This is a genomic window from Corynebacterium sanguinis, assembly GCF_007641235.1.
In the GTDB taxonomy this organism is placed as follows: domain Bacteria; phylum Actinomycetota; class Actinomycetes; order Mycobacteriales; family Mycobacteriaceae; genus Corynebacterium; species Corynebacterium sanguinis.
Genome location: NZ_CP038157.1, coordinates 795,404 through 814,778, shown reverse-complemented (window position 1 = coordinate 814,778; position 19,375 = coordinate 795,404). Strand labels below are relative to the sequence as shown.

At 63.5% G+C, this 19,375-nt stretch carries 20 protein-coding genes and 3 tRNA genes; 11 read left to right on the top strand and 12 right to left on the bottom strand.

All coding sequences use genetic code 11. From position 1 onward, the window contains the following. Positions 1 to 32: 32 nt before the first annotated feature. The 5 genes from rsmG to rpmH all read right to left on the bottom strand — a co-directional run bounded on the left by rsmG (position 33) and on the right by rpmH (position 2,554). Complete coding sequence (gene rsmG / locus E3227_RS04065; protein WP_144317632.1) at positions 33 to 659, bottom strand: 16S rRNA (guanine(527)-N(7))-methyltransferase RsmG; 627 nt, start codon at positions 657 to 659, stop codon at positions 33 to 35. Positions 660 to 735: 76 nt separating this feature from the next. Next, entirely contained in the window at positions 736 to 1,713 is a 978-nt protein-coding gene (gene yidC, locus E3227_RS04060; RefSeq protein ID WP_144317631.1) for a membrane protein insertase YidC, read from the bottom strand. 15 nt (positions 1,714 to 1,728) lie between these two features. Further along, complete coding sequence (gene yidD, locus E3227_RS04055) at positions 1,729 to 2,025, bottom strand: membrane protein insertion efficiency factor YidD (protein ID WP_211346248.1); 297 nt, start codon at positions 2,023 to 2,025, stop codon at positions 1,729 to 1,731. Beyond that, the gene (rnpA, locus tag E3227_RS04050; RefSeq protein WP_144317630.1) at positions 2,026 to 2,391 is read right to left on the bottom strand and encodes a ribonuclease P protein component; all 366 of its coding nucleotides are present in this window, start codon (positions 2,389 to 2,391) and stop codon (positions 2,026 to 2,028) included. A 25-nt stretch (positions 2,392 to 2,416) separates the two neighbouring features. After that, complete coding sequence (rpmH, locus tag E3227_RS04045) at positions 2,417 to 2,554, bottom strand: 50S ribosomal protein L34 (protein WP_136652515.1); 138 nt, start codon at positions 2,552 to 2,554, stop codon at positions 2,417 to 2,419. 803 nt (positions 2,555 to 3,357) lie between these two features. Here rpmH and dnaA point away from each other — a divergent pair. The 6 genes from dnaA (at position 3,358) to E3227_RS04015 (ending at position 11,566) form a co-directional block, all read left to right on the top strand. Beyond that, positions 3,358 to 4,968: a chromosomal replication initiator protein DnaA gene (gene dnaA, locus E3227_RS04040; protein WP_144317629.1), complete on the top strand. Its 1,611-nt coding sequence runs from the start codon at positions 3,358 to 3,360 to the stop codon at positions 4,966 to 4,968. A gap of 488 nt (positions 4,969 to 5,456) precedes the next feature. Beyond that, positions 5,457 to 6,662, top strand: coding sequence for a DNA polymerase III subunit beta (dnaN, locus tag E3227_RS04035; RefSeq protein WP_170228691.1), 1,206 nt, complete (start codon positions 5,457 to 5,459; stop codon positions 6,660 to 6,662). Positions 6,663 to 6,666: 4 nt separating this feature from the next. Further along, positions 6,667 to 7,851, top strand: coding sequence for a DNA replication/repair protein RecF (recF, locus tag E3227_RS04030; RefSeq protein ID WP_144317627.1), 1,185 nt, complete (start codon positions 6,667 to 6,669; stop codon positions 7,849 to 7,851). Beyond that, the gene (locus E3227_RS04025; RefSeq protein WP_144317626.1) at positions 7,844 to 8,449 is read left to right on the top strand and encodes a DciA family protein; all 606 of its coding nucleotides are present in this window, start codon (positions 7,844 to 7,846) and stop codon (positions 8,447 to 8,449) included. Before recF ends, E3227_RS04025 begins: the two co-directional genes overlap by 8 nt. 130 nt (positions 8,450 to 8,579) lie before the next feature. Further along, positions 8,580 to 10,637 (top strand): DNA topoisomerase (ATP-hydrolyzing) subunit B, encoded by a 2,058-nt coding sequence (gyrB, locus tag E3227_RS04020; RefSeq protein ID WP_144317625.1) that lies wholly within the window; start codon positions 8,580 to 8,582, stop codon positions 10,635 to 10,637. A gap of 71 nt (positions 10,638 to 10,708) precedes the next feature. Continuing rightward, a complete protein-coding gene (locus E3227_RS04015; protein ID WP_144317624.1) occupies positions 10,709 to 11,566 on the top strand; it encodes an alpha/beta fold hydrolase in 858 nt (285 codons plus the stop codon). A gap of 3 nt (positions 11,567 to 11,569) precedes the next feature. Here E3227_RS04015 and E3227_RS04010 read toward each other — a convergent pair whose 3' ends face one another. The 4 genes from E3227_RS04010 to E3227_RS03995 form a co-directional block, all read right to left on the bottom strand. Continuing rightward, positions 11,570 to 12,007, bottom strand: coding sequence for a DUF6918 family protein (locus E3227_RS04010; protein ID WP_246062740.1), 438 nt, complete (start codon positions 12,005 to 12,007; stop codon positions 11,570 to 11,572). Between the two features lie 59 nt (positions 12,008 to 12,066). Continuing rightward, entirely contained in the window at positions 12,067 to 12,312 is a 246-nt protein-coding gene (locus tag E3227_RS04005; protein ID WP_144317622.1) for a hypothetical protein, read from the bottom strand. A gap of 255 nt (positions 12,313 to 12,567) precedes the next feature. Further along, entirely contained in the window at positions 12,568 to 12,837 is a 270-nt protein-coding gene (locus E3227_RS04000) for a TetR family transcriptional regulator (RefSeq protein WP_144317621.1), read from the bottom strand. After that, positions 12,824 to 13,042 carry a CopG family transcriptional regulator gene (locus tag E3227_RS03995; RefSeq protein WP_375542979.1) on the bottom strand — a complete coding sequence of 73 codons (219 nt, stop codon included), beginning with the start codon at positions 13,040 to 13,042 and terminating at the stop codon, positions 12,824 to 12,826. Before E3227_RS03995 ends, E3227_RS04000 begins: the two co-directional genes overlap by 14 nt. A gap of 89 nt (positions 13,043 to 13,131) precedes the next feature. On the opposite strand from E3227_RS03995, the gene gyrA reads away from it, so the two are divergent. The 4 genes from gyrA (at position 13,132) to E3227_RS03975 (ending at position 16,363) form a co-directional block, all read left to right on the top strand. Then, positions 13,132 to 15,738: a DNA gyrase subunit A gene (gene gyrA / locus E3227_RS03990; protein WP_144317619.1), complete on the top strand. Its 2,607-nt coding sequence runs from the start codon at positions 13,132 to 13,134 to the stop codon at positions 15,736 to 15,738. 3 nt (positions 15,739 to 15,741) lie between these two features. Beyond that, positions 15,742 to 16,080, top strand: coding sequence for a DUF3566 domain-containing protein (locus E3227_RS03985; RefSeq protein ID WP_144317618.1), 339 nt, complete (start codon positions 15,742 to 15,744; stop codon positions 16,078 to 16,080). A gap of 124 nt (positions 16,081 to 16,204) precedes the next feature. After that, positions 16,205 to 16,278 (top strand) — tRNA-Ile (locus E3227_RS03980). A 12-nt stretch (positions 16,279 to 16,290) separates the two neighbouring features. After that, a tRNA-Ala gene (locus E3227_RS03975) sits at positions 16,291 to 16,363 on the top strand. Positions 16,364 to 16,718: 355 nt separating this feature from the next. Here E3227_RS03975 and E3227_RS03970 read toward each other — a convergent pair. Continuing rightward, positions 16,719 to 17,960, bottom strand: coding sequence for a hypothetical protein (locus tag E3227_RS03970; RefSeq protein WP_211346247.1), 1,242 nt, complete (start codon positions 17,958 to 17,960; stop codon positions 16,719 to 16,721). A gap of 174 nt (positions 17,961 to 18,134) precedes the next feature. Here E3227_RS03970 and E3227_RS03965 point away from each other — a divergent pair. Continuing rightward, positions 18,135 to 18,207, top strand: a tRNA-Ala gene (locus tag E3227_RS03965). Between the two features lie 67 nt (positions 18,208 to 18,274). Here E3227_RS03965 and E3227_RS03960 read toward each other — a convergent pair. Then, positions 18,275 to 18,736 (bottom strand): DoxX family membrane protein, encoded by a 462-nt coding sequence (locus tag E3227_RS03960; RefSeq protein WP_144317616.1) that lies wholly within the window; start codon positions 18,734 to 18,736, stop codon positions 18,275 to 18,277. A 78-nt stretch (positions 18,737 to 18,814) separates the two neighbouring features. After that, positions 18,815 to 19,357 carry a YdhK family protein gene (locus tag E3227_RS03955; RefSeq protein ID WP_144317615.1) on the bottom strand — a complete coding sequence of 181 codons (543 nt, stop codon included), beginning with the start codon at positions 19,355 to 19,357 and terminating at the stop codon, positions 18,815 to 18,817. Positions 19,358 to 19,375 lie beyond the last annotated feature (18 nt).

Genomic DNA, 19,375 nt, shown 5'->3' with positions numbered 1-19,375 from the left:
CCGCGCCTTCCCGGTTCATATCCCTGCCAACTCTAGCGCGTGCGCGGGATCCTGATCAGCGTTGTGGGTTGCTCGAGCAAACCATCGCCAACCGTGAAAATCTCGGCCTTGCCGCCCTTGGCGCGCCGGATCTCCTCGGCGTCGCGCTCGAGCTCTTCCGCCACAGATTCGCCCTTCATCGCGATCATCGCCCCACCCGGTTTGACCAGGGGAAGCGACCAGCCAGCCAGCTTGCCCAAGGGAGCGACGGCGCGCGAGGTGACGACATCGAAAAGCGAGCTGCTCTGCTCCTCCGCGCGGCCGCGCACCACGGTGACGTTGCTCAGGCCGAGCTCGTCGACGACCTCGGTAAGGTAGGTCGAGCGCTTTAGCAGCGGCTCAATGAGCGTGACGCTGAGGTCCGGGCGGGCGATCGCGAGCGGGATGCCGGGCAGGCCCGCGCCGGAGCCGATGTCGGCGACGTCCAGGCCCTCATCGAACGCCTCCGAGATCACCGCGCAGTTGAGCAGGTGGCGCGACCACAGGCGGTCGACCTCCTTCGGCCCGATGAAGCCGCGCGCGGCGGCGACGGTGGCCAGCGACTCGTGGTAGGCCTTCGCAATCGGGAGGCGATCGCCGAAAACGGCCTGCGCGGTGGGATCTGGGTTGGGCTGCGACATGTTACCGACTCTAGTAAACGGCCCCGACATGCACTAAACCGCCGTCCCAACGGGCGGCGGTTTAGTAAGAGGCGATCTAGCTTTCGTTCTTGCGCTGCTTCTTGGTGCGCTTGTCCACCTTGCGGGCGGCAACCTGGGGAGCGGAGGCGCGCTTGGCGTCGCGCTTGGCCTGCTCCTCGATCGCCTCCTCCTTATCCATTTTGTCGAACACGATGCGGGTCTGGAAGAAGGTCCACACGTTGTTGGCCAGCATGTAGAACAGAAGGCCCACGTGCCAGAGGAAGCCGGAGGCCAAGATCATGATCGGGAAGACCCAGAGCATCATTTTGTTCATGATCTGCATCTGCTGCTGCATCATCTCCGCCTGCTCACCCACGGGGGCGGCGACCTTGCCGGACAGCCGGCGCTCGTTCTGGCGCTCAATGGACAGCCGGGCGTTGAGGTGCGTAAACACTGCCGAGATGATCACCAGCGGCATACAGACCATGATGATGTCGAGGCGGGTGAAGTCCAAGCCCGTGAACGCCGAGAACGCGTCGGCCGGCATAGACATGTACGCCGAGAGCGGCACACCGAAGAAGTCGGCGTCGAGGAAAGAGCGGACGTCTTCCGGGGAAAAGATATAGTTCGCCGTGTTGCGGTTTTGCTCGACGCTCATCCCGAGCTGGCCGGGGCCGGTGCCCGTTCGGTTAAAGGAGCGCAGCACGTGGAACAGGCCGATGAACACCGGCATCTGCACGAGCGGGACGATGCAGGAGGCCAGCGGGTTGGTGCCCATCTCCTTGTAGAGCTTCTGGGTCTCCTGCGCCATCTTCTGCTGGTCGCCTTTATACTTGGCGCGCAGTTCCTGCAGCTTGGGCTGCATTTCTTGCATGCGACGCATGGAGCGCATCTGGTTGACCATCGGCTTGACCAGCAGCACGCGGATGGTGAAGGTGAGGAAGATGATCGACAGGATCCAGGCGATGCCGGAGTCAGGCGAAAAGATAAAACCGAAGATTTTGTGCCAGAACCACAGCACCGCTGAGATTGGCCAGTAAACGAAATTCAGCACTTGAGGACGTAACTCCTAGCTTGTCGCGGGTTCGGCCGGCTCGACGCTGCCCGGCACGGGGTCATATCCACCTGGGTGCCACGGCCCGCACTTGCACACGCGGGCGCCAGCCATCAGGCTTCCCTTCACTGCCCCGTGGCGGGAAACTGCTTCCAGCGCGTAAGCGCTGCACACAGGCACGAAGCGGCAGGTTCCCCCCATCTTAAGGGGCGAGACGTATTTTTGGTAAAGGCGCACCACTTTCACCAGCGCTTTGGCCGGCGCGGACGGGGCCTGGGGAATCTCCCCGCCGAGGAAGTTGTAGTAGGCCACTTACTTCCCCTTGGCGCGAAGCTTCTTTAGCGCGGCCGCCAGCGCCTGCTCGTAGTCGCGGGCCAGCTCGGCGCTCGACGCGGCCGCCGCGGGCGGCAGGGCGCGCACGACAACGTCGGTATCGCGCGCGAGCGTATCGACGCCCGCCGCAACCACGTGCCGCAACTTACGCGAGACACTGTGGCGGGTGACAGCGTTGCCTACCGCCTTAGACACGATCAGCCCGAACCGGGGCCCGCCGGAGAAGGCGAGTTCGGTTCGGGCTGCGACGTGCACCACCAGGGTGCGCGAGCCTGCTCGGGTGCGCGCTGCCATCGTGCGGCGAAACTGCGCCGGCGATGGCAGCTTGTGCGCTTTCGGGAGCACGGGCGTGGTGGTGTGCGGGGCGCTGTTACGCCGTGAGGTTGGAGCGGCCCTTGCGGCGGCGCGCGGAAACGATGGCGCGGCCGGCGCGGGTGCGCATGCGGGCGCGGAAGCCGTGCTTACGAGCGCGGCGGCGGTTATTCGGCTGGAAAGTCCGCTTAGACACGGAAAACTCCTTGAGTTAGGTGCGACGGCCAGCGGCGGCGCTTCCCCGGTGCCGGGACTGCACAACCTCCCGGGGCAGAGGCCGTCCCGGCGAGAATGGTGTAGCTGAGATGCGGCAGTGGCTCCGCGTTAAAAGGCGGAGTCGTTATCGCGTGCCCCACCCGCGCTGACTCACCACGATTCTCGTGGTGGCCCGGTGCACTGCTCGGGTGGTGCTCTCAAGCACATCGGTGTGAAACCAATGTGACAGACCATGCCAGACTACGTGACTTTTCGGGGTAGGTACAAATCGCCGCGCGGCGCGGTTTCGCGGGCGTTTAACGGGTGCCCCCGAAATAACACAACTGTGTTTTTGCGCAGTTCACGGTGCGAATCGCCGACGCATCCTGCGGGACAGCTGGCAGAGCGTTATCGACATGTGTCTAATTAGCGTTATCCACAGAAACAGGGTTCGCGAAAGTTTGGACACGCAGCGCGTCGACGGGGTAACAATGGTTCCCTAGACAAGCAAACTCACAGCTATACACATAGCGACTGTGGATAAGTCTTAACAACCAGTTGAGACTTTTCGCTTTGGGAGTATTAAACCCCATGTGAAAGGGCATATTTTATGCTCGCATTCTATCCACAGCTCCGCTCCACACCTGTGGATAGAACCCGGTTGGGGAACTATCCACAGGTGTGGATAAAGTTGTGGAACACAAGGTAGTGGGCGCCCCACAGGCGTTCCGGGGGTGTGGAAGACTCCGCCGGCACGCTCCACAGGCGCAACACGACATCGGCAACAAGGAACCAAAGGCAACTGTGGCAGACCAGCAACTCGCAGCGCTCTGGAGCGACATCGTCTCGGAGCTACTCACACTCTCCGAGCGCCCCAACTCGAACGTTCCCACGCTCACGCACCAGCAACGCGCCTACTTGCAACTGGTCACGCCCGTCATGCATGTCGACGGCTACGTCATCCTCGCCGCACCGCACCCCACCGCGAAAGCCGTGATAGAAAACTCCTTGGGCACCCACATCACCGCGCTGTTGTCCCGAAAGCTCAACACGACGTGCACCCTGGCCGTGTCCATCCAGCAGCCCGCGCCCGCGGAGGTCCCCAGCGAGCAGCCCCGCCCGCTCGATGACAAGCCGGAGCAGACGTCCGTGCCGGACTGGTTTTCAACCTCGAGCCGGCCACCCGCGTTTACCGAGGACTCCACCCAGGCGGCGGTCGGGGAGCAAATCCCCATGGGCCTCGACGAGCTAGCGCGTCTGCACTCCCAGCAGCAGGCGGAGGGCAAGGGCGCGTCAGGGGGGCGTCGACAAGCAAGCGCTCACCCCACGGTGCCGCAGCGACTCCCGCGAGAAACGCCCGCGCACAACCCGGACCGCGAGGCGAGCCTGAACCCGAAGTACACCTTCGAAAACTTCGTCATCGGCTCGTCGAACCGGTTTGCCAACGGCGCCGCGGTCGCGGTCGCGGAAAACCCCGCGCGCGCCTACAACCCGCTGTTCATCTGGGGCGGATCCGGGCTGGGCAAGACGCACCTGTTGCACGCCGCGGGAAACTACGCCAAGCTGCTGCAACCGAACCTGCGTATCAGCTACGTGTCGTCGGAGGAATTCACCAACGACTACATCAACTCGGTGCGCGACGACCGCCAGGAATCGTTTAAGCGCCGCTACCGGAACCTGGACATCCTGATGGTCGACGACATCCAGTTTTTGGAGGGCAAGGAAGGAACGCAGGAGGAGTTTTTCCACACGTTTAATGCCCTGCACCAGCAGAACAAGCAGATCATTTTGTCGTCCGATCGCCCGCCGCGGCAGCTGACCACGCTTGAGGACAGGCTGCGCACCCGCTTCGAGGGCGGGCTGATCACCGACGTGCAGCCGCCGGATCTAGAGACCCGAATTGCAATTTTGCTGAAGAAGGCCGCCGCCGACGGCACCCACGTCGACCACGCCGTGCTCGAGCTCATCGCCTCGCAATTCGAGTCCTCCATCCGCGAGCTCGAAGGCGCCCTGATCAGGGTTTCCGCCTACTCCTCGCTGATCAACGAGCCAATTACGCTCGAGGTCGCCCAGGTCGCGCTGCGCGACCTGCTGCCCAACGGCGGCGAAGTGACAATCAGCGCGGCGGCGATCAAAGACGCAGCCGCTGAGTACTTTGATATAACGCTGGACCAGCTCACCGGCGCCGGCAAGACCAGGCAGGTCGCGCACGCGCGCCAGCTCGCGATGTACCTCTGCCGGGAGCTGACCGATCTGTCCCTGCCCAAGATTGGCGACGAGTTCGGCGGCAAGGACCACACGACCGTGATGTACGCCGACCGCAAGATTCGCAAGGAAATGACTGAAAACCGCGGCACGTACGACGAGATCCAGGTGCTGACCCAAATGATCAAGAACCAGGCGCGCACGCGCTAAGAACGTGAGCCGGGGTTTGTCCACAGACTTTCTCACAGCTGTGTAATTTCACCGATGTAACTTCGTGTTATTGGACACACGTGAGCCATGTCACCAGAAATTAGGCCATGTGGATAACCCCCGAAAACGTGTGAAATCCCAGTGTGCAACGGGTGCAAACGTGTGGATGCTTTGCCCGCCCTAAAGGTTATCCACAAGGACCGCTTGTTGTCCACATCTTCTCCACAGCGATTGGCACAACCCGTTTTCCCGCCACGACCGGCGCGGACGGGCCCCAATCCACAGAGTGCACAGAACTTACTGCTACTACCAAACATTTCCTTTTGTAATTACTAGGGAGAAATGGGGATGTGGACAGCGCACCGAGGACGGAGTTTCTAAGACCAGGGTTTTAATGACAAAGAATGGGTGCCCGCCTAAGGTAGAGCGAAGTTATATGTAATTCGGGGGCCAACGCGCTAAGGAGTGCTGCCATGGATGACAATTCGATGGACGCCACCGCTGGCAACGCCAGCACGAATGTGTCATTTCGCGTCCACAAGGAAGATCTCTCCGACGCCGTGGCCTGGGTCGCGCGCAGCTTGCCGACGAAGAACACGCAGCCGGTGCTGCGCGCCGTGGTGATCACCACCGACGATTCAGGATTGGAATTCGCCGGATTCGACTACGAAGTTTCCTCCCGCGTCCGCATCGGCGCCGAGGTGTCCCAGCCCGGACGCGTGGCTGTCGCGGGCAAGCTCATGGCTGACATTGTCGCCAACATGCCGGCCAAGCCGATGGAGGTCTCCACCGACGGCTCGAAGATGCTGCTCCAGGGCGGCTCCGCCCGCTTCGAGCTACCGCTGATGCCTCTCGACGACTACCCGCAGCTGCCGACGCTTCCCGAGGTCACAGGCCGGATCTCCCCGTCGGCATTTGTCGGGGCGGTCACCCAGGTGGCCTCGGCGGCCGGACGCGACGACACCCTGCCCATGCTCACCGGCGTGCACATGGAAATCACGGGCAACGCCGTGCAGCTCACGGCGACCGACCGCTTCCGCCTCGCTATTCGACGCCTCCAGTGGGAGCCCGCCTCCGACGATGTTGAAGCGAAGCTGCTGGTTCCGGCGAAAACCCTGTTGGACAACGCCCGCACCTTGGACACCCACGTTGAAGAACCCGTCGAGATCGCGGTCGGCGCCGCTGGCAACGTCGGAGGCGATGGCCTTTTCGGCCTGCACTCCGGCAACCGGGAAACCACAACCCGCATGCTCGATGCTGACTTCCCGAACATCCAGCCGCTGCTGCCGAAGACCCACACGTCGATGGCGAGCGTTGAAATCGCCCCGCTCGTCGAGGCGATCCGCCGCGTCAGCCTAGTCGCGGACCGCAACGCGCAGGTGCGCATGCACTTCCGCCACGGCGAGGTCACCCTGCATGCCTCCGGCGCGGACTCGGGCGAGGCGAGCGAAACTGTCGACGCCGCGTTCTCCGGCGCCGAGGAGCTGCTCATCGCATTTAACTCCGGCTACCTCAAGGACGGCCTGGCCGTGATCGGCACCAACCGGGTCGTCTTCGGATTTACCGAGGCCTCGCGCCCGGCGATCATGATCCCGGAGCCCGAGGAGCTTCCGGAGGCAGAGGCCGACGGTACGTTTCCGACCCCGTCGACGGACTTCACCTACCTGCTGATGCCCGTGCGCCTGCCGGGTTAGGCCCGTGTACGTACGCGATCTCGACCTGCGCGACTTTCGCTCCTGGCCTGAACTCACCCTCACCCTTGAGCCGGGGGCGACGGTGTTTTCTGGGCGCAACGGCCACGGCAAAACGAATATCGTCGAGGCGCTGCACTACACCAGCACGCTCGGCAGCCATCGGGTGTCAACGGACGCCCCGCTAATCCGCTCCGGGTGCGGGGATGCCCGCGTGTCCGTCACCACCGTCAACGACGACCGGGAGCTGACAACCCATCTGTTGATCAAGGTCAACGGAGCCAACCAGGCCCAAATCAACCGCACCAGGCTGAAATCGGCGCGAGAGGTGCTCGGTGTGTTGCGCACCGTGATGTTTTCGCCCGAAGACCTCAAGCTGGTAGCGGGCGAGCCTGCGGAGCGGCGCCGGTTCCTCGACGAGCTCGCGGCATCGCGCGCCCCGCGCCTCGGCGGGGCGAAGGCAGATTACGACAAGGTGCTGCGACAGCGCAACGCCTTGCTGCGCAGCTCCTCTCACGAGCTGCGCCGCGGCTACAGCGACGACACCGGCGCGAGCGCCCTGGCCACCCTGGACGTGTGGGATCTCCAGCTCGCGCGGCTCGGCGCGGAAGTCACCGCGGGCAGGCTTGAGCTTCTCGACGTCCTCACCCCGCACATCGCCGAGTCCTACGCGGCGGTCGCGCCCGAATCGCGCCCCGCATCCGTGTCCTATTCCTCTACCGTCGACGACGCGGTGCGCGCTCTTTCCGGCGAGCCCAGCCGCGAGCCGGGTGTTATCGAGGCCGCGATGCTCACCGAACTCGCGCGGCGGCGCAGGGAGGAAATCGAGCGCGCCACCACGCTTGTTGGCCCGCACCGCGACGACATGGTGCTCATGCTCGGGGACACCCCGGCCAAGGGTTACGCCAGCCACGGCGAGACCTGGTCCTACGCGCTTTCGCTGCACCTGGCCGAGTACGCGCTGCTCGCCTCCGAGGGCTCGCACCCCGTGCTTATCCTCGACGACGTGTTCGCCGAGCTGGATGCGCTTCGCCGCCAGCGCCTCGTCGCCGTGGCGCAAAGCGCCGAGCAGGTGTTGATCACTGCGGCGGTGGGTGACGATTTGCCCGGCAACCTCGCCGACGCGGTGTCGGCCCGCTACCTTGTCACCATGAATGACGGGGTCTCAACACTGGAGGCCAGCAATGGCTGACCTCGTGAGCTCCACCTTTGAAACCCTGCGCGCCACGGCTCGGCAGCGGGGCGGCAGTGTTCCTGACCTGCGGCGCCAGGGTCGGTCGGAGGTTCCGCGGCGGGCGCGCGCGGTGTCGTTGAGTGACGGCGTGGAGGGGGCGTCCATACGCGTGCCGGGCCTGAAACTGGACGACGCCGAGCGGAAAACCTGGTCAGGACCGGGAAGGCCCACCGGGCCGGACGGCCGGGCGCTGCCGCGCGGTGTACCGGTCAAGGGGTTCGGCTCGCTGGTTCGCACGGAGATCAAAAAGCGCGCCTGGACGGAGAAGATGGCGTTCGGCTGGGTGATGGGCAACTGGGCGGGCCTCGTCGGCGAGAAGATCGCCCAGCACACCGAAGTACAAATGATCAAAGATGGCGAGGTGTTCATCAGCTGCGACCAGACGGCCTGGGCGACGGAGCTGAAGTACATGCAGGCCACGGTGCTGTCTGCGATTGCGGACAAGATCGGGCCCGGGGTGATTACGAAGCTGCACGTCTACCCGCCGAAGACCAAAAGTTGGCGCAAGGGACCGCTGCACGTCAAGGGCCGCGGGCCGCGCGACACGTACGGGTAAAAGGGGCGCACCCCGAAATTCGCGCGTGAAACGCCCTCTCGCAGGATTGGCTGGTGCGGGCAATTACCCCTACAGGGTGTAGGATTGGACGGGTTAAAACCCCCTTAGCGCGACAGGAGACTCCCACATCGTGGCTACCAACGAACCGCACTATGATGCGTCATCGATCACCATTCTCGAGGGGCTTGAAGCTGTACGCAAGCGCCCCGGAATGTACATCGGCTCCACCGGCGCACGCGGCCTCCACCACCTTGTTTGGGAAGTGGTGGACAACTCCGTCGACGAGGCCATGGCAGGTTACGCTGACCGCGTCGACGCCACCTTGCTTGCCGACGGCGGCATCCAGGTCATCGACAACGGCCGCGGCATTCCGGTGGAGATGCACCCCTCCGGTGCGCCCACCGTCCAGGTCGTCATGACCCAGCTCCACGCCGGCGGCAAGTTCGACTCCGAGTCCTACGCCGTCTCCGGCGGCCTGCACGGCGTCGGCATCTCCGTGGTCAACGCGCTGTCCACCCGCGTCGAGGCCGACATCAAGCGCGACGGCAAGCACTGGTACCAAAACTTCAACGGTGCAGTCCCCGACGAGCTCGAGGAGGGCGGCAACGCCCGTGGCACCGGCACCACCATTCGCTTCTGGCCTGACGCTGAGATTTTCGAGACCGTCGAGTTCGATTACGACACCATCTCGCGTCGCCTGCAGGAAATGGCGTTTCTGAACAAGGGCCTGACGATCACGCTAAAGGACGAGCGTGTTACCGAGGAAGAGCTTGAGCTTGAGGCGATCGTCGAGGAAGGCGACACCGCAGCGCTTGTCGACGGCGATTCTTTTGACGACACCGTTGTCGAGGAATCCGGCAGCGACGAGGTCGCCCCGGCCGTGCAGAAGAAGCGCGAGAAGAAGGTCACCTACCACTACCCGAACGGGTTGATGGACTACGTCGACTACCTCAACAAGTCGAAGACCCCGATCCACCCCTCCGTGATCGGGTTCGAGGCCAAGGGCACTGACCACGAGGCGGAGGTGGCGATGCAGTGGAACAACGGCTTCAAGGAGTCCGTCCACACCTTCGCCAACACGATTAACACCCACGAGGGCGGCACGCACGAGGAGGGCTTCCGCGCCGCGCTGACCTCGATCATGAACCGCTACGCCCGCGAGCACAAGCTGCTGCGCGAGAAGGAACCGAACCTGACCGGCGAGGACTGCCGCGAGGGGTTGGCCGCGATCGTGTCCGTGCGCGTCGGCGACCCGCAGTTTGAGGGCCAGACCAAGACCAAGCTCGGCAACACCGAGATCAAGGGCTTCGTGCAGCGCGCCGTCAACGAGCACCTCTCCGACTGGTTCGACGCGAACCCGGCCGAGGCGAAGGTGATCATCAACAAGGCCGTGTCGTCTTCCCAGGCGCGCCAGGCCGCCCGCAAGGCTCGCGACCTCGTGCGCCGCAAGTCCGCCGGCGACATGGGCGGGCTGCCCGGCAAGCTCGCCGACTGCCGCTCGAAGGATCCGAAGGCTTCTGAGCTGTTCATCGTGGAGGGCGACTCCGCAGGCGGTTCCGCGAAGCAGGGCCGCGACTCGATGTACCAGGCAATCCTGCCGCTGCGCGGCAAGATCCTCAACGTGGAAAAGGCCCGCATGGACCGCGTGCTGAAAAACGCCGAGGTCCAGGCCATCATCACCGCGCTCGGCACCGGCATCCACGACGAGTTCGACATCTCGCGCCTGCGCTACCACAAGATCGTGCTCATGGCCGACGCCGACGTTGACGGCCAGCACATCGCCACCCTGCTGCTAACGCTGCTGTTCCGCTTCATGCCCGAGCTCATCGAGCAGGGCCACGTCTACCTGGCTAACCCGCCGTTGTACAAGCTGAAGTGGGCGAAGGGCGAGCCCGGGTACGCGTTCTCCGACCGCGAGCGCGACGCGCAGCTTGCCGAGGGCCGCGAGGCCGGCCGCAAGATCAACACCGATGACGGCATCCAGCGCTACAAGGGCCTGGGCGAGATGAACCCGAGCGAGCTGTGGGAAACCACGCTCGACCCGGAGCACCGCATCCTGCGGCGTGTCGACGTCGAGGACGCGCAGCACGCCGACGAGCTGTTTTCCATTCTCATGGGCGACGACGTCGCCGCGCGCCGGTCGTTTATCACCCGCAAGGCGAAAGACGTGCGCTTCCTCGATGTCTAAGAGTCGTCACGCGGGTGTGGATCCTGCTGGCCGATCGGCGCAGACAGGGCAGCGTTGTCTACACTTTTGCCATGGCAAACAACGTAGATATCACCCTTCCTGACAACTCGACGAGCACCGTTGCGCTGTACCCGGCGCCGAACAGCGGAAAGCCTCTCGTGGTTATCTGGCCAGGGTTCGGAATGGGCGCGCGTTACTACCGCCCCATCGCGGAGTGGCTGGCGGAGAGGGGTTTTCCCGCTGCTGTCGGTGAGCTTCGCGGGCAGGGAACAAGCACTGCGGTTGCGAGCCGGAGCCAATCGTGGAGCTACCACACCATGGCGACGGAGGATTACCCGCTGACAATCACGGCGGCAAAAGACAGCCTCGGCCTGCCCCACGACCACCCGGTGATTTTCTTGACCCACTCGATGGGTGGGCAGATTGGAACCCTGTTCTTCGCCAATAGTGTGGCACAGGAGCTCAACGTTTTAGGTCTGATGGGCGTGGGCACGGGCAGCCCGTACTTCAAAACCTTCAACCCGGCGACCAAGCGCCGCCTCTTTATTGGCGCGGGGTTCATGGCCGCGGTGTCGCGCGTGTTGGGGTACTGGCCGGACGGTCGGCTCGACATCGCCGGCTACGGGCGTCAGTCGGGCAAGCACGTGGGGGAGTGGGCGAGGCTGTCGCGCACCAACTTGGTCGACCACATCGACGGTAACGACTACACGAGCGCGCTGCTCAATGTCACCGCGCCGGTGCTCTACACCCGGTTCAATAACGACGAGGACTGCACCATTGCGTCTGCCGAGGCGTTGGCCGAGCACATCCCGACGGCTCACCCCAAGGTCGAGGAGCTTCAGGGCGACCTCGGGCACAATCGCTGGGCGCGCGAGCCCGAGATCGTGGGCCGGCGGTTCATCCGGTTCTACGAGGAGAACTTCGCCTAAGCGCTACTTGGCGTGGCGCTCGATGATATCGCCGAACTCGGGCAGAGCGGGAGCGATGATCTTGCCGGCCTTGCCGCGCAGGCTGGAGTACACCTTCTGCGCCGCCGCGGGGCCCTGCTGGGCGAAGCGGTCGCCGAGAGAGAGAACGTCGCGGGTGATCTCCTCTTCGCGCGAGGCGAGGTAGTTGCCAAACCCGGCTGAGTTCTCTGGGGTGTAGTCGTTCCAGTAGGGGGTGAGCGATTCGATGATGGAGGGCAGGGCGCGGTCGACGCCCTTGGAGATCGCATCGGCGTTCGCCTTCTTGATGCCCGCAACAGCGGACTTAATCGCTATCCCGGTCAGGCCAGACTGGGATTCGATTGTGCGGTTGGCCAAGTCGGCGAGGTCGTTGACCACGGTCGGTCGGGTGGTGTCGTCGAGGAGTTTTGTCAGGTCGCTCATTTCATCGAGCATAGACGGATTGCGCGAACCTGCGGTGGCAACGGGGTTTGGTGGGCGGGCTAGGCAGCCAGGCGGATCAGGGAGCTTACCCCGGCGACGGGCGCGCTCGAGGTGACGATGTTGTAGATGGCGAGGGCCGCGGAGATGCCCTTTCCGCCGTAGACGACGGAGCCGGCGGCGATCTTCAGGGACTGCTCGGTCTCCTCGCGGGACACCGGAGAGATGCCGGCGGCGAAGTCGGTGACGAAAGCGGGGATCTCCACGTCGGAAGAGGGCTCGGGGGCAACGACGTTGCGAACTTTCATGGGGCTCTCTTTGACACGGGTTATGTCTAAGCCAATCATAAGGTAGACCACAGATAACCGCCGTACGACGATGAATGCGCTGCACAACACAGCAAAGGGAGCGCGTGCGCCGCTCAATGATCCCGTCGGAAGCAGGCGGCGCACGCGCAGGTTGCAGCTCTTCCGCCACAGCGCCCAGCGGAAATCACACAAGCAACTGCAGCCACAACAGTAACAAAATTAACATGCGTAACGCGGCGGCGCCAGCGCCACTCCTTAGTGTTGTTCCACCCAGTCCAAGTAGACCCGGTGGGCAACCTCGGCGAAGCCGTCGTTAGACCCGGTCAGGGGGTGCAAGCGCGAGATCGTGGCGCGAAGGGCCTCTGCGGCGGCGGGTGCCGAATCAAAAACCGGCACCCCGTGCACCCGCGCGCCCGGTACCGCGGCCGCAGCGCACAGGGCAGAAAACGACCGCACGCGCATGCCCGCCACCACGCAGTACTCGTCGGCAATGGCGAGGAGCTGCTCCGGGTTAAGAGGTCTCATCGCCGCGTGCCTGCCGGATTCGCGCCTCGGTCGCGGCGTAGGCCGCCGAATGGGTGCGTGCGAGGGCGGTGACGTGGGCGTCGTCAAGCAAGCGCGCAGCGGCGGTGACCACCGACCGCCGCGCCGCCTCCTGCTTCGAGCAACCCCACGCGGAGGCGAGGAGAACCAGCGCGTGATCCTCGTCTGTGGTGAGTCTAAGTGTCATAGCCATACCACTTTGATACCGCACGCCGGCGCCGAAAGCCCGCACAACGCGGTAGAATGCCCCGAGTAACCAAATAGAAAGGTAAGCCTTTGAGCGACGACACCCTCACTGGTGACGGCTACGACCACATCCAACCCATTGACATCAATGATGAGATGCAGACCAGCTACATCGACTACGCCATGAGCGTCATCGTCGGGCGCGCCCTGCCCGACGTGCGCGACGGTCTCAAGCCGGTGCACAGGCGAGTTCTGTACACCATGTTCGACAGCGGTTACCGCCCCGAGCGCTCCTACGTGAAGTCGGCCAAGCCGGTGGGTGAGACGATGGCTAACCTGCACCCGCACGGTGACTCCGCGATCTACGACACCCTGGTGCGCATGGCCCAGCCCTGGTCCATGCGCTACCCGCTTGTTGACGGCCAGGGCAACTTCGGCTCCCCGGGCAACGACGGCCCCGCCGCAATGCGCTACACGGAGTGCAAGCTGACCCCGTTGGCGATGGAGATGGTGCGCGACATCCGCGAAAACACGGTCAACTTCTCGCCGAACTACGACGGCAAGACCAAAGAGCCGGACATCCTGCCCTCGCGCGTGCCTAACCTGCTGATGAACGGCTCCGGCGGCATCGCCGTCGGCATGGCCACAAACATCCCGCCGCACAACCTGCGCGAGCTAGCCGAGGCCATCTACTGGATCCTGGACAACCACAACGCGGACGAGAAAACCACCCTCGAGGCCGTGATGGAGCGCGTCAAGGGCCCCGATTTCCCCACCTCCGGCCTGATCGTCGGCGACACCGGCATCAAGGACGCCTACACCACCGGCCGCGGCTCGATCCGCATGCGCGGAGTCACCGAGATCGAGGAGATCGGCTCGCGCCAGGTCATCGTGATCACGGAACTGCCCTACCAGGTCAACCCCGATAACTTCATCGCGAACATCGCCGACCACATCGCCAACGGCAAGCTGCCGGGCGCCTCGCGTATCGACGACGAGTCCTCCGACCGCGTGGGCATGCGCATCGTCGTCTCGCTGAAGCGCGACGCCGTGCCGCGCGTGGTGCTCAACAACCTGTACAAGCACTCGCAGCTGGAGACGAACTTCTCGGCGAACATGCTCTCCATCGTCGATGGCGTGCCGCGCACCCTGCGGCTTGACCAGATGCTGCGCTACTACGTCAAGCACCAGATCGAGGTCATCGTCCGGCGCACCCAGTACCGCCTCGACGAGGCCGAAAAGCGCGCCCACATTCTGCGCGGCCTGGTCAAGGCCCTCGATATGCTCGACGAGGTCATCGCGCTGATTCGCCGCTCACCGACGGTCGACGAGGCGCGCACGGGCCTGATGGAGCTTCTCGACGTCGACGAGATCCAGGCCAACGAAATCCTCTCCATGCAGCTGCGCCGACTCGCAGCGCTCGAGCGCCAGAAGATCGTCGACGACCTCGCCGAGATCGAGCTTCAGATCGCCGACCTCAAGGACATCCTGGCCAGCCCGGAGCGCCAGCGCGCCATCGTGGCCGACGAGCTCGCCGAGATTGTCGAGCGCTACGGCGACGACCGCCGCACCCGGCTCATCGCCGCCACCGGTGACGTCTCCGAGGAAGACCTGATCGCCCGCGAGAACGTCGTGGTCACCATTACCTCCACCGGCTACGCCAAGCGCACCAAGGTCGACGCGTACAAGGCGCAGAAGCGCGGCGGTAAGGGCGTGCGCGGCGCCGAGCTGAAGCAGGACGACGTGGTGAAGAACTTCTTCATCTGCTCCACGCATGACTGGATCCTGTTCTTCACCAACTTCGGCCGTGTCTACCGGCTTAAGGCCTACGAGCTGCCGGAGGCGGGGCGTACCGCGCGCGGCCAGCACGTGGCTAACCTGCTGGAGTTCCAGCCGGAGGAGCGCATCGCCCAGGTGATCCAGATCCAGTCCTACGAGGACGCTCCCTACCTGGTCCTGGCCACCCGCGAAGGCCGCGTGAAGAAGTCGCGCCTGACCGACTACGAGTCCGCGCGCTCCGCCGGGCTGATTGCGATCAACCTCAACGAGGGCGACCAGCTCATCGGAGCTGTGCTGGCCAGCGACGACGACGACGTCCTGCTCGTCTCCGAGCAGGGACAGGCGATCCGCTTCACCGCCGACGACGAGCAGCTGCGCCCGATGGGCCGCGCCACCGCCGGTGTCAAGGGAATGCGCTTCCGCGGCGACGACCAGCTGCTGGCCATGACGGTCGTGCACGACAACGACTTCCTGCTCGTGGCCACCTCCGGCGGCTACGGCAAGCGCACCGCGATTGGTGAGTACGCCACCCAGGGCCGCGGCGGCCTGGGCGTGATGACGTTCAAGTACACCCCGAAGCGCGGCAAACTCATCGGCGCCCTGGCCGTGGAGGAGGAAGACCAGATCTTCGCCATCACGTCCGCCGGCGGTGTGATCCGCACCGAGGTCGCGCAGATCCGCCCGAGCTCGCGCGCCACCATGGGCGTGCGCCTCGTGGACCTGGCCGAGGACGTGGAGCTGCTGGCGATCGACAAGAACGTCGAGGACGAGGGCGAGGAGGAAGCGACCGCCGTGGCGAAGGGCGAGAAGACCCTCGCCGAGGCCCAGGAAGTGACCTCGAGCGCCTCCCCGGTCAACGTCAACAGCGTGGAGACGGACCCGGTCGGCCCGACCCACGATTACGAGGATGAGGAGTAATCCATGGCCGCACGAAAACTGACCGTGTCCCACATCAATCCGGCCTCCGCGTTCCGGGTCGTCTCGCTGATGGCGCTGGCGGGGTTCGTCGCCTGGATGATCGGCGCGGCGCTGGTCTACTTCTTCCTCGCTCAAACGGGAGTGGTCGAATCGGTGAACTCGCTGATCGCGGGCGTCGGCGGCGAGCCCGTCGTGGATGCGGCGCTCGCGCTCTCCACCGCCGCCCTGTTCGGGCTAGTCGGCGTCGTGGTCGCCGCGGTGCTCGCGCCGCTGGCGGCGGTGATCTACAACGCGATCGCCAACCTCACCGGCGGAATCACGGTCACACTGACTAACCGCTAGCTCGCTTATCGACGCTCAACCCAGCGTGGCGCCAAAAGTTACGGGGAAACGGTGGCAAGAGCGTCGATAAGCAGGCGATTTGTCGTTCGCGATACCGGTTGGGTAATGTTCTAACTCGTTCCCAGGGCCTATAGCTCAGTCGGTTAGAGCGCATCGCTGATAACGATGAGGTCGCAAGTTCGATTCTTGCTAGGCCCACAGGAACGAAAAGGGGCATTAGCTCAGTTGGTAGAGCACCTGCTTTGCAAGCAGGATGTCAGGAGTTCGATTCTCCTATGCTCCACGCAATAGCGTAAACGCGAAAACCGGTCTCCGCGCATGGAGGCCGGTTTTTGTCGTTTGGGTTTGCCTCTCTTGGCCGTTTTTAAGTGATAGTCTCCGTTCCAAAATGGGCGACTGCGCTTGCACTGGTTCCGACGGTCGCTGACCCAGCTGTTCGGATCTACTATGCGGGTGCCAACCCCTTGAATGTCCCCGAGCTTGCAAACGTGTGGCAGAAGCTTCCCGAATGCGTCTCCGACTTCTATTCGCACCGGCACTCTGGTTCTAGAGGCCGGTTTCGTCGTTGTGGGGTTCGGGACGATTCGGCACCGAGCTGGTTGATTAAGCGGGATGTGATCGTGACCGCTTCTGTCGGCCTACTTCTGTTTTTGACGTTTGGGTTTGTTTTCCTTGTCCGTTTTCTCAGATCGTGGAAGCCGCTCTGAGACTTGCGTGATAGTTTCCGTGCCAAAACGGGCGGCTGCGCTTGCACCGGTTCCGACCGCTTGGACGGCTTTGCTCCGCACATCACCAACTGCTTGAGTCCACTTTCTCGCCTCGAGCTCAGCCCGTTCTTGCTGGACGCCGAGCAGCTCGTTGAAGGCAACGACCTCCGTACTGACCTCGTTGCCTGACGCTACGATCGCTTTAGCTCTTTGCGGGTGAGTAAGAACTTTGCTGTTTGCAACACCAGCAACTGCTTCGATTCTCTCCAAAAGCCGTTGAGTTGTCGCAGAGATGAGATCACGCCGGCGCCCACGCGCGGCGCGTATTGCCTCCCGGTGGCGGTCTAAATCGCGGGGGTCAGAATCCATGACACGGTCCAGTTCCAAAACGTTAAGGCTGTCCTGCAATTGGAAACAGCGTGCCAAGACCGCCAGCCATTCTTCGACCTCCGTTTCGGCGCGAGCTGAAACTTTAGCTAGGTCGGCGACTTTACTTTTCTTCTCCAGCTTCTCCGCCACGGCGTCGAGCTGGCGCAGGGCGTAGGACTGGGTTGCTGCAATCGTCTGACTGGCTCCGTGCAGGTTGGACCAGGTGACCTCGGAGACGCGGCCAACGTGCTCTCGCTTCAGCATCGCATCGTCGATCACTAGTCCGATTCCGATCATCTCGGCGAGTGCGGCATCCTTGTGAGCCCGTAGGATTTCATCAACCTTCTCATCAATGACCTTTAAATGCTCTGTGATCTCATCAATGGACTGTTGCATGGCCATCTGGGACATGATTGATGCGGCTCCAGCTAGCGCTAACGGACTAGTCAGGAACATGCCGGCGGAGCCCGGTTTCGAAAATTCCAAGATCTTCGTGATCTTGCCGCCTTTGGTGGTGGCGATGGCCCTGCTGAGACCGTCTGATGAACCCTTCATGGCCCTGCCTAGTTTGAGCGCTTTCGCTGACTCTTCGGTCAGTTTGACCCAGCGCCCTGAATTTGCCGCAAGCTCCGAACCTACCTGGGTTGCACCGGCAGCCGTCCTGAACGCGTTTCCGAGGAACCGGCCCATGTCGAGCTCCTTCGAGGCGATCCCGTTCGAAGTGAGGAAGTTCTCAACCTCGCGCGGGTCACCAAAAACTGCGACGCCGTCTCCGTCGGTAATGAGTTGGATTTCAGTACTCACGTTGTCCCTTTCAGTCGCTGCTGAGCCACATGAAGGACTCACCGCGGAATCTTAACCAGTGTTCGGGCACAAGGCGGGCCTTTGCGTCAATAACCGCTAGAGGGAGAACCTCCAGCAGATGCACGGACGCGATTTTAAGTTCCACGGGGACAGGAGTACCGTTTTTCGGTGCGAGGGGCATTAGCTCAGTTGGTAGAGCGTCGCGTTCGCAATGCGAAGGTCAGGGGTTCGATTCCCCTATGCTCCACTTAAGAAAAAACTGCCCCGGCGAAAGCTGGGGCAGTTCCGTTTCACTAAGTGGCTGGAGCGTGTACCTACTTCCTCGGCATCGCGGTCAGCGCGGCGCCGATGCCGGCCAGCCAGGAGTCCTTAGCCAGCGACAGGCCGTCCTGGCTCGGGCGGATGCCGTCGTCCTCGGTCATGTTGTCATCGCCGAAGTACATGGACAGCAAGCCGGCAGCGAACGCGGTCAGGCCTACGCCAGCGAGGCGGTTGGATACGAACGGAAGCAGCAGCGCAACGCCGAGGCCGGTCTCAGCGGAGGCGAGGAGCTTGGCGAAGTTCTCGGCGTCCATCTCCTTGACAAACGGCAGGCCGGTCGAGGCAGCGTTGCGCAGCCACTCGGCGGTGCCCTTGTCAGCCTGGAACTTGCCCAGGCCGGAGTTCAGGACGAACAGGCCGGTCGGGATACGCAGGGCCGCCGAGGCGAAGCCTAAGTTGGTCTCGTCCTGCTTGGTAAAGATGCCGGTCGGGATCACTTTGAGGGGGTTAAACATTGACTCTCCTTGAGAATATTCGTGTGGTCGTCGCGCGTACGCTAACGTGCGCGACAACATCCATGGTAGTGAGATTTGCTAATTGGCCGGCTGGATCTCACTTTCGACGACCCACTTGTGGTTGGTCATTTCCATCCCGTCGGCGTGGACATCGACCACGTAGACCGTCTCTGTCGTGGAGGAGTCGATGGTGGCTTGCGCGCCCTGCATGCCGTCCATGTGGTCGGCCTCGAGCACCACGGCGGTGCCGTCGGCGAGGCGCTCACTACCGGCGTCCTTGATCTCTTCCTGCACCACCCACTTGTGGTTGCGCACCGGCTCGCCGCCGCCGGCGGGCGTGTAGGTCACCTCGTAGGCCGTGGTGTCGTAGGCGCCCACGATCGTTGCCGGCGCGCCCTCCATGCCCGGCATGTGGTCGGCGGTGAGAGTCACGTTTGATCCGACCGCGTACGTGGGGTTTGCGGCCTCGACCATCCCGGCGGGAACGGGCCCGCCGTCGGCCGGGTGCTGGTGTTGAGCGTGATCCGCGGGCTGGGTTGCCGCGGGCTTGCTTTCGCTGCCGCACGCCGCCAACGGCGCGAGCAGGGAAGCGGCGAGAGCAATAGAGAAGTATTTGCGCATGGACCCCAGTTTACGAGC

What these genes read in the sequence shown, in the direction of transcription:
- rsmG (WP_144317632.1), bottom strand. Translation starts at nt 659, where the DNA reads ATGTCGCAGCCCAACCCAGATCCCACCGCGCAGGCCGTTTTCGGCGAT.
- dnaN (WP_170228691.1), top strand. Translation starts at nt 5,457, where the DNA reads ATGGACGCCACCGCTGGCAACGCCAGCACGAATGTGTCATTTCGCGTC.
- E3227_RS04025 (WP_144317626.1), top strand. Translation starts at nt 7,844, where the DNA reads ATGGCTGACCTCGTGAGCTCCACCTTTGAAACCCTGCGCGCCACGGCT.
- E3227_RS04015 (WP_144317624.1), top strand. Translation starts at nt 10,709, where the DNA reads ATGGCAAACAACGTAGATATCACCCTTCCTGACAACTCGACGAGCACC.
- E3227_RS04010 (WP_246062740.1), bottom strand. Translation starts at nt 12,007, where the DNA reads ATGAGCGACCTGACAAAACTCCTCGACGACACCACCCGACCGACCGTG.
- E3227_RS04005 (WP_144317622.1), bottom strand. Translation starts at nt 12,312, where the DNA reads ATGAAAGTTCGCAACGTCGTTGCCCCCGAGCCCTCTTCCGACGTGGAG.
- E3227_RS04000 (WP_144317621.1), bottom strand. Translation starts at nt 12,837, where the DNA reads ATGAGACCTCTTAACCCGGAGCAGCTCCTCGCCATTGCCGACGAGTAC.
- E3227_RS03995 (WP_375542979.1), bottom strand. Translation starts at nt 13,042, where the DNA reads ATGACACTTAGACTCACCACAGACGAGGATCACGCGCTGGTTCTCCTC.
- E3227_RS03985 (WP_144317618.1), top strand. Translation starts at nt 15,742, where the DNA reads ATGGCCGCACGAAAACTGACCGTGTCCCACATCAATCCGGCCTCCGCG.
- E3227_RS03960 (WP_144317616.1), bottom strand. Translation starts at nt 18,736, where the DNA reads ATGTTTAACCCCCTCAAAGTGATCCCGACCGGCATCTTTACCAAGCAG.
- E3227_RS03955 (WP_144317615.1), bottom strand. Translation starts at nt 19,357, where the DNA reads ATGCGCAAATACTTCTCTATTGCTCTCGCCGCTTCCCTGCTCGCGCCG.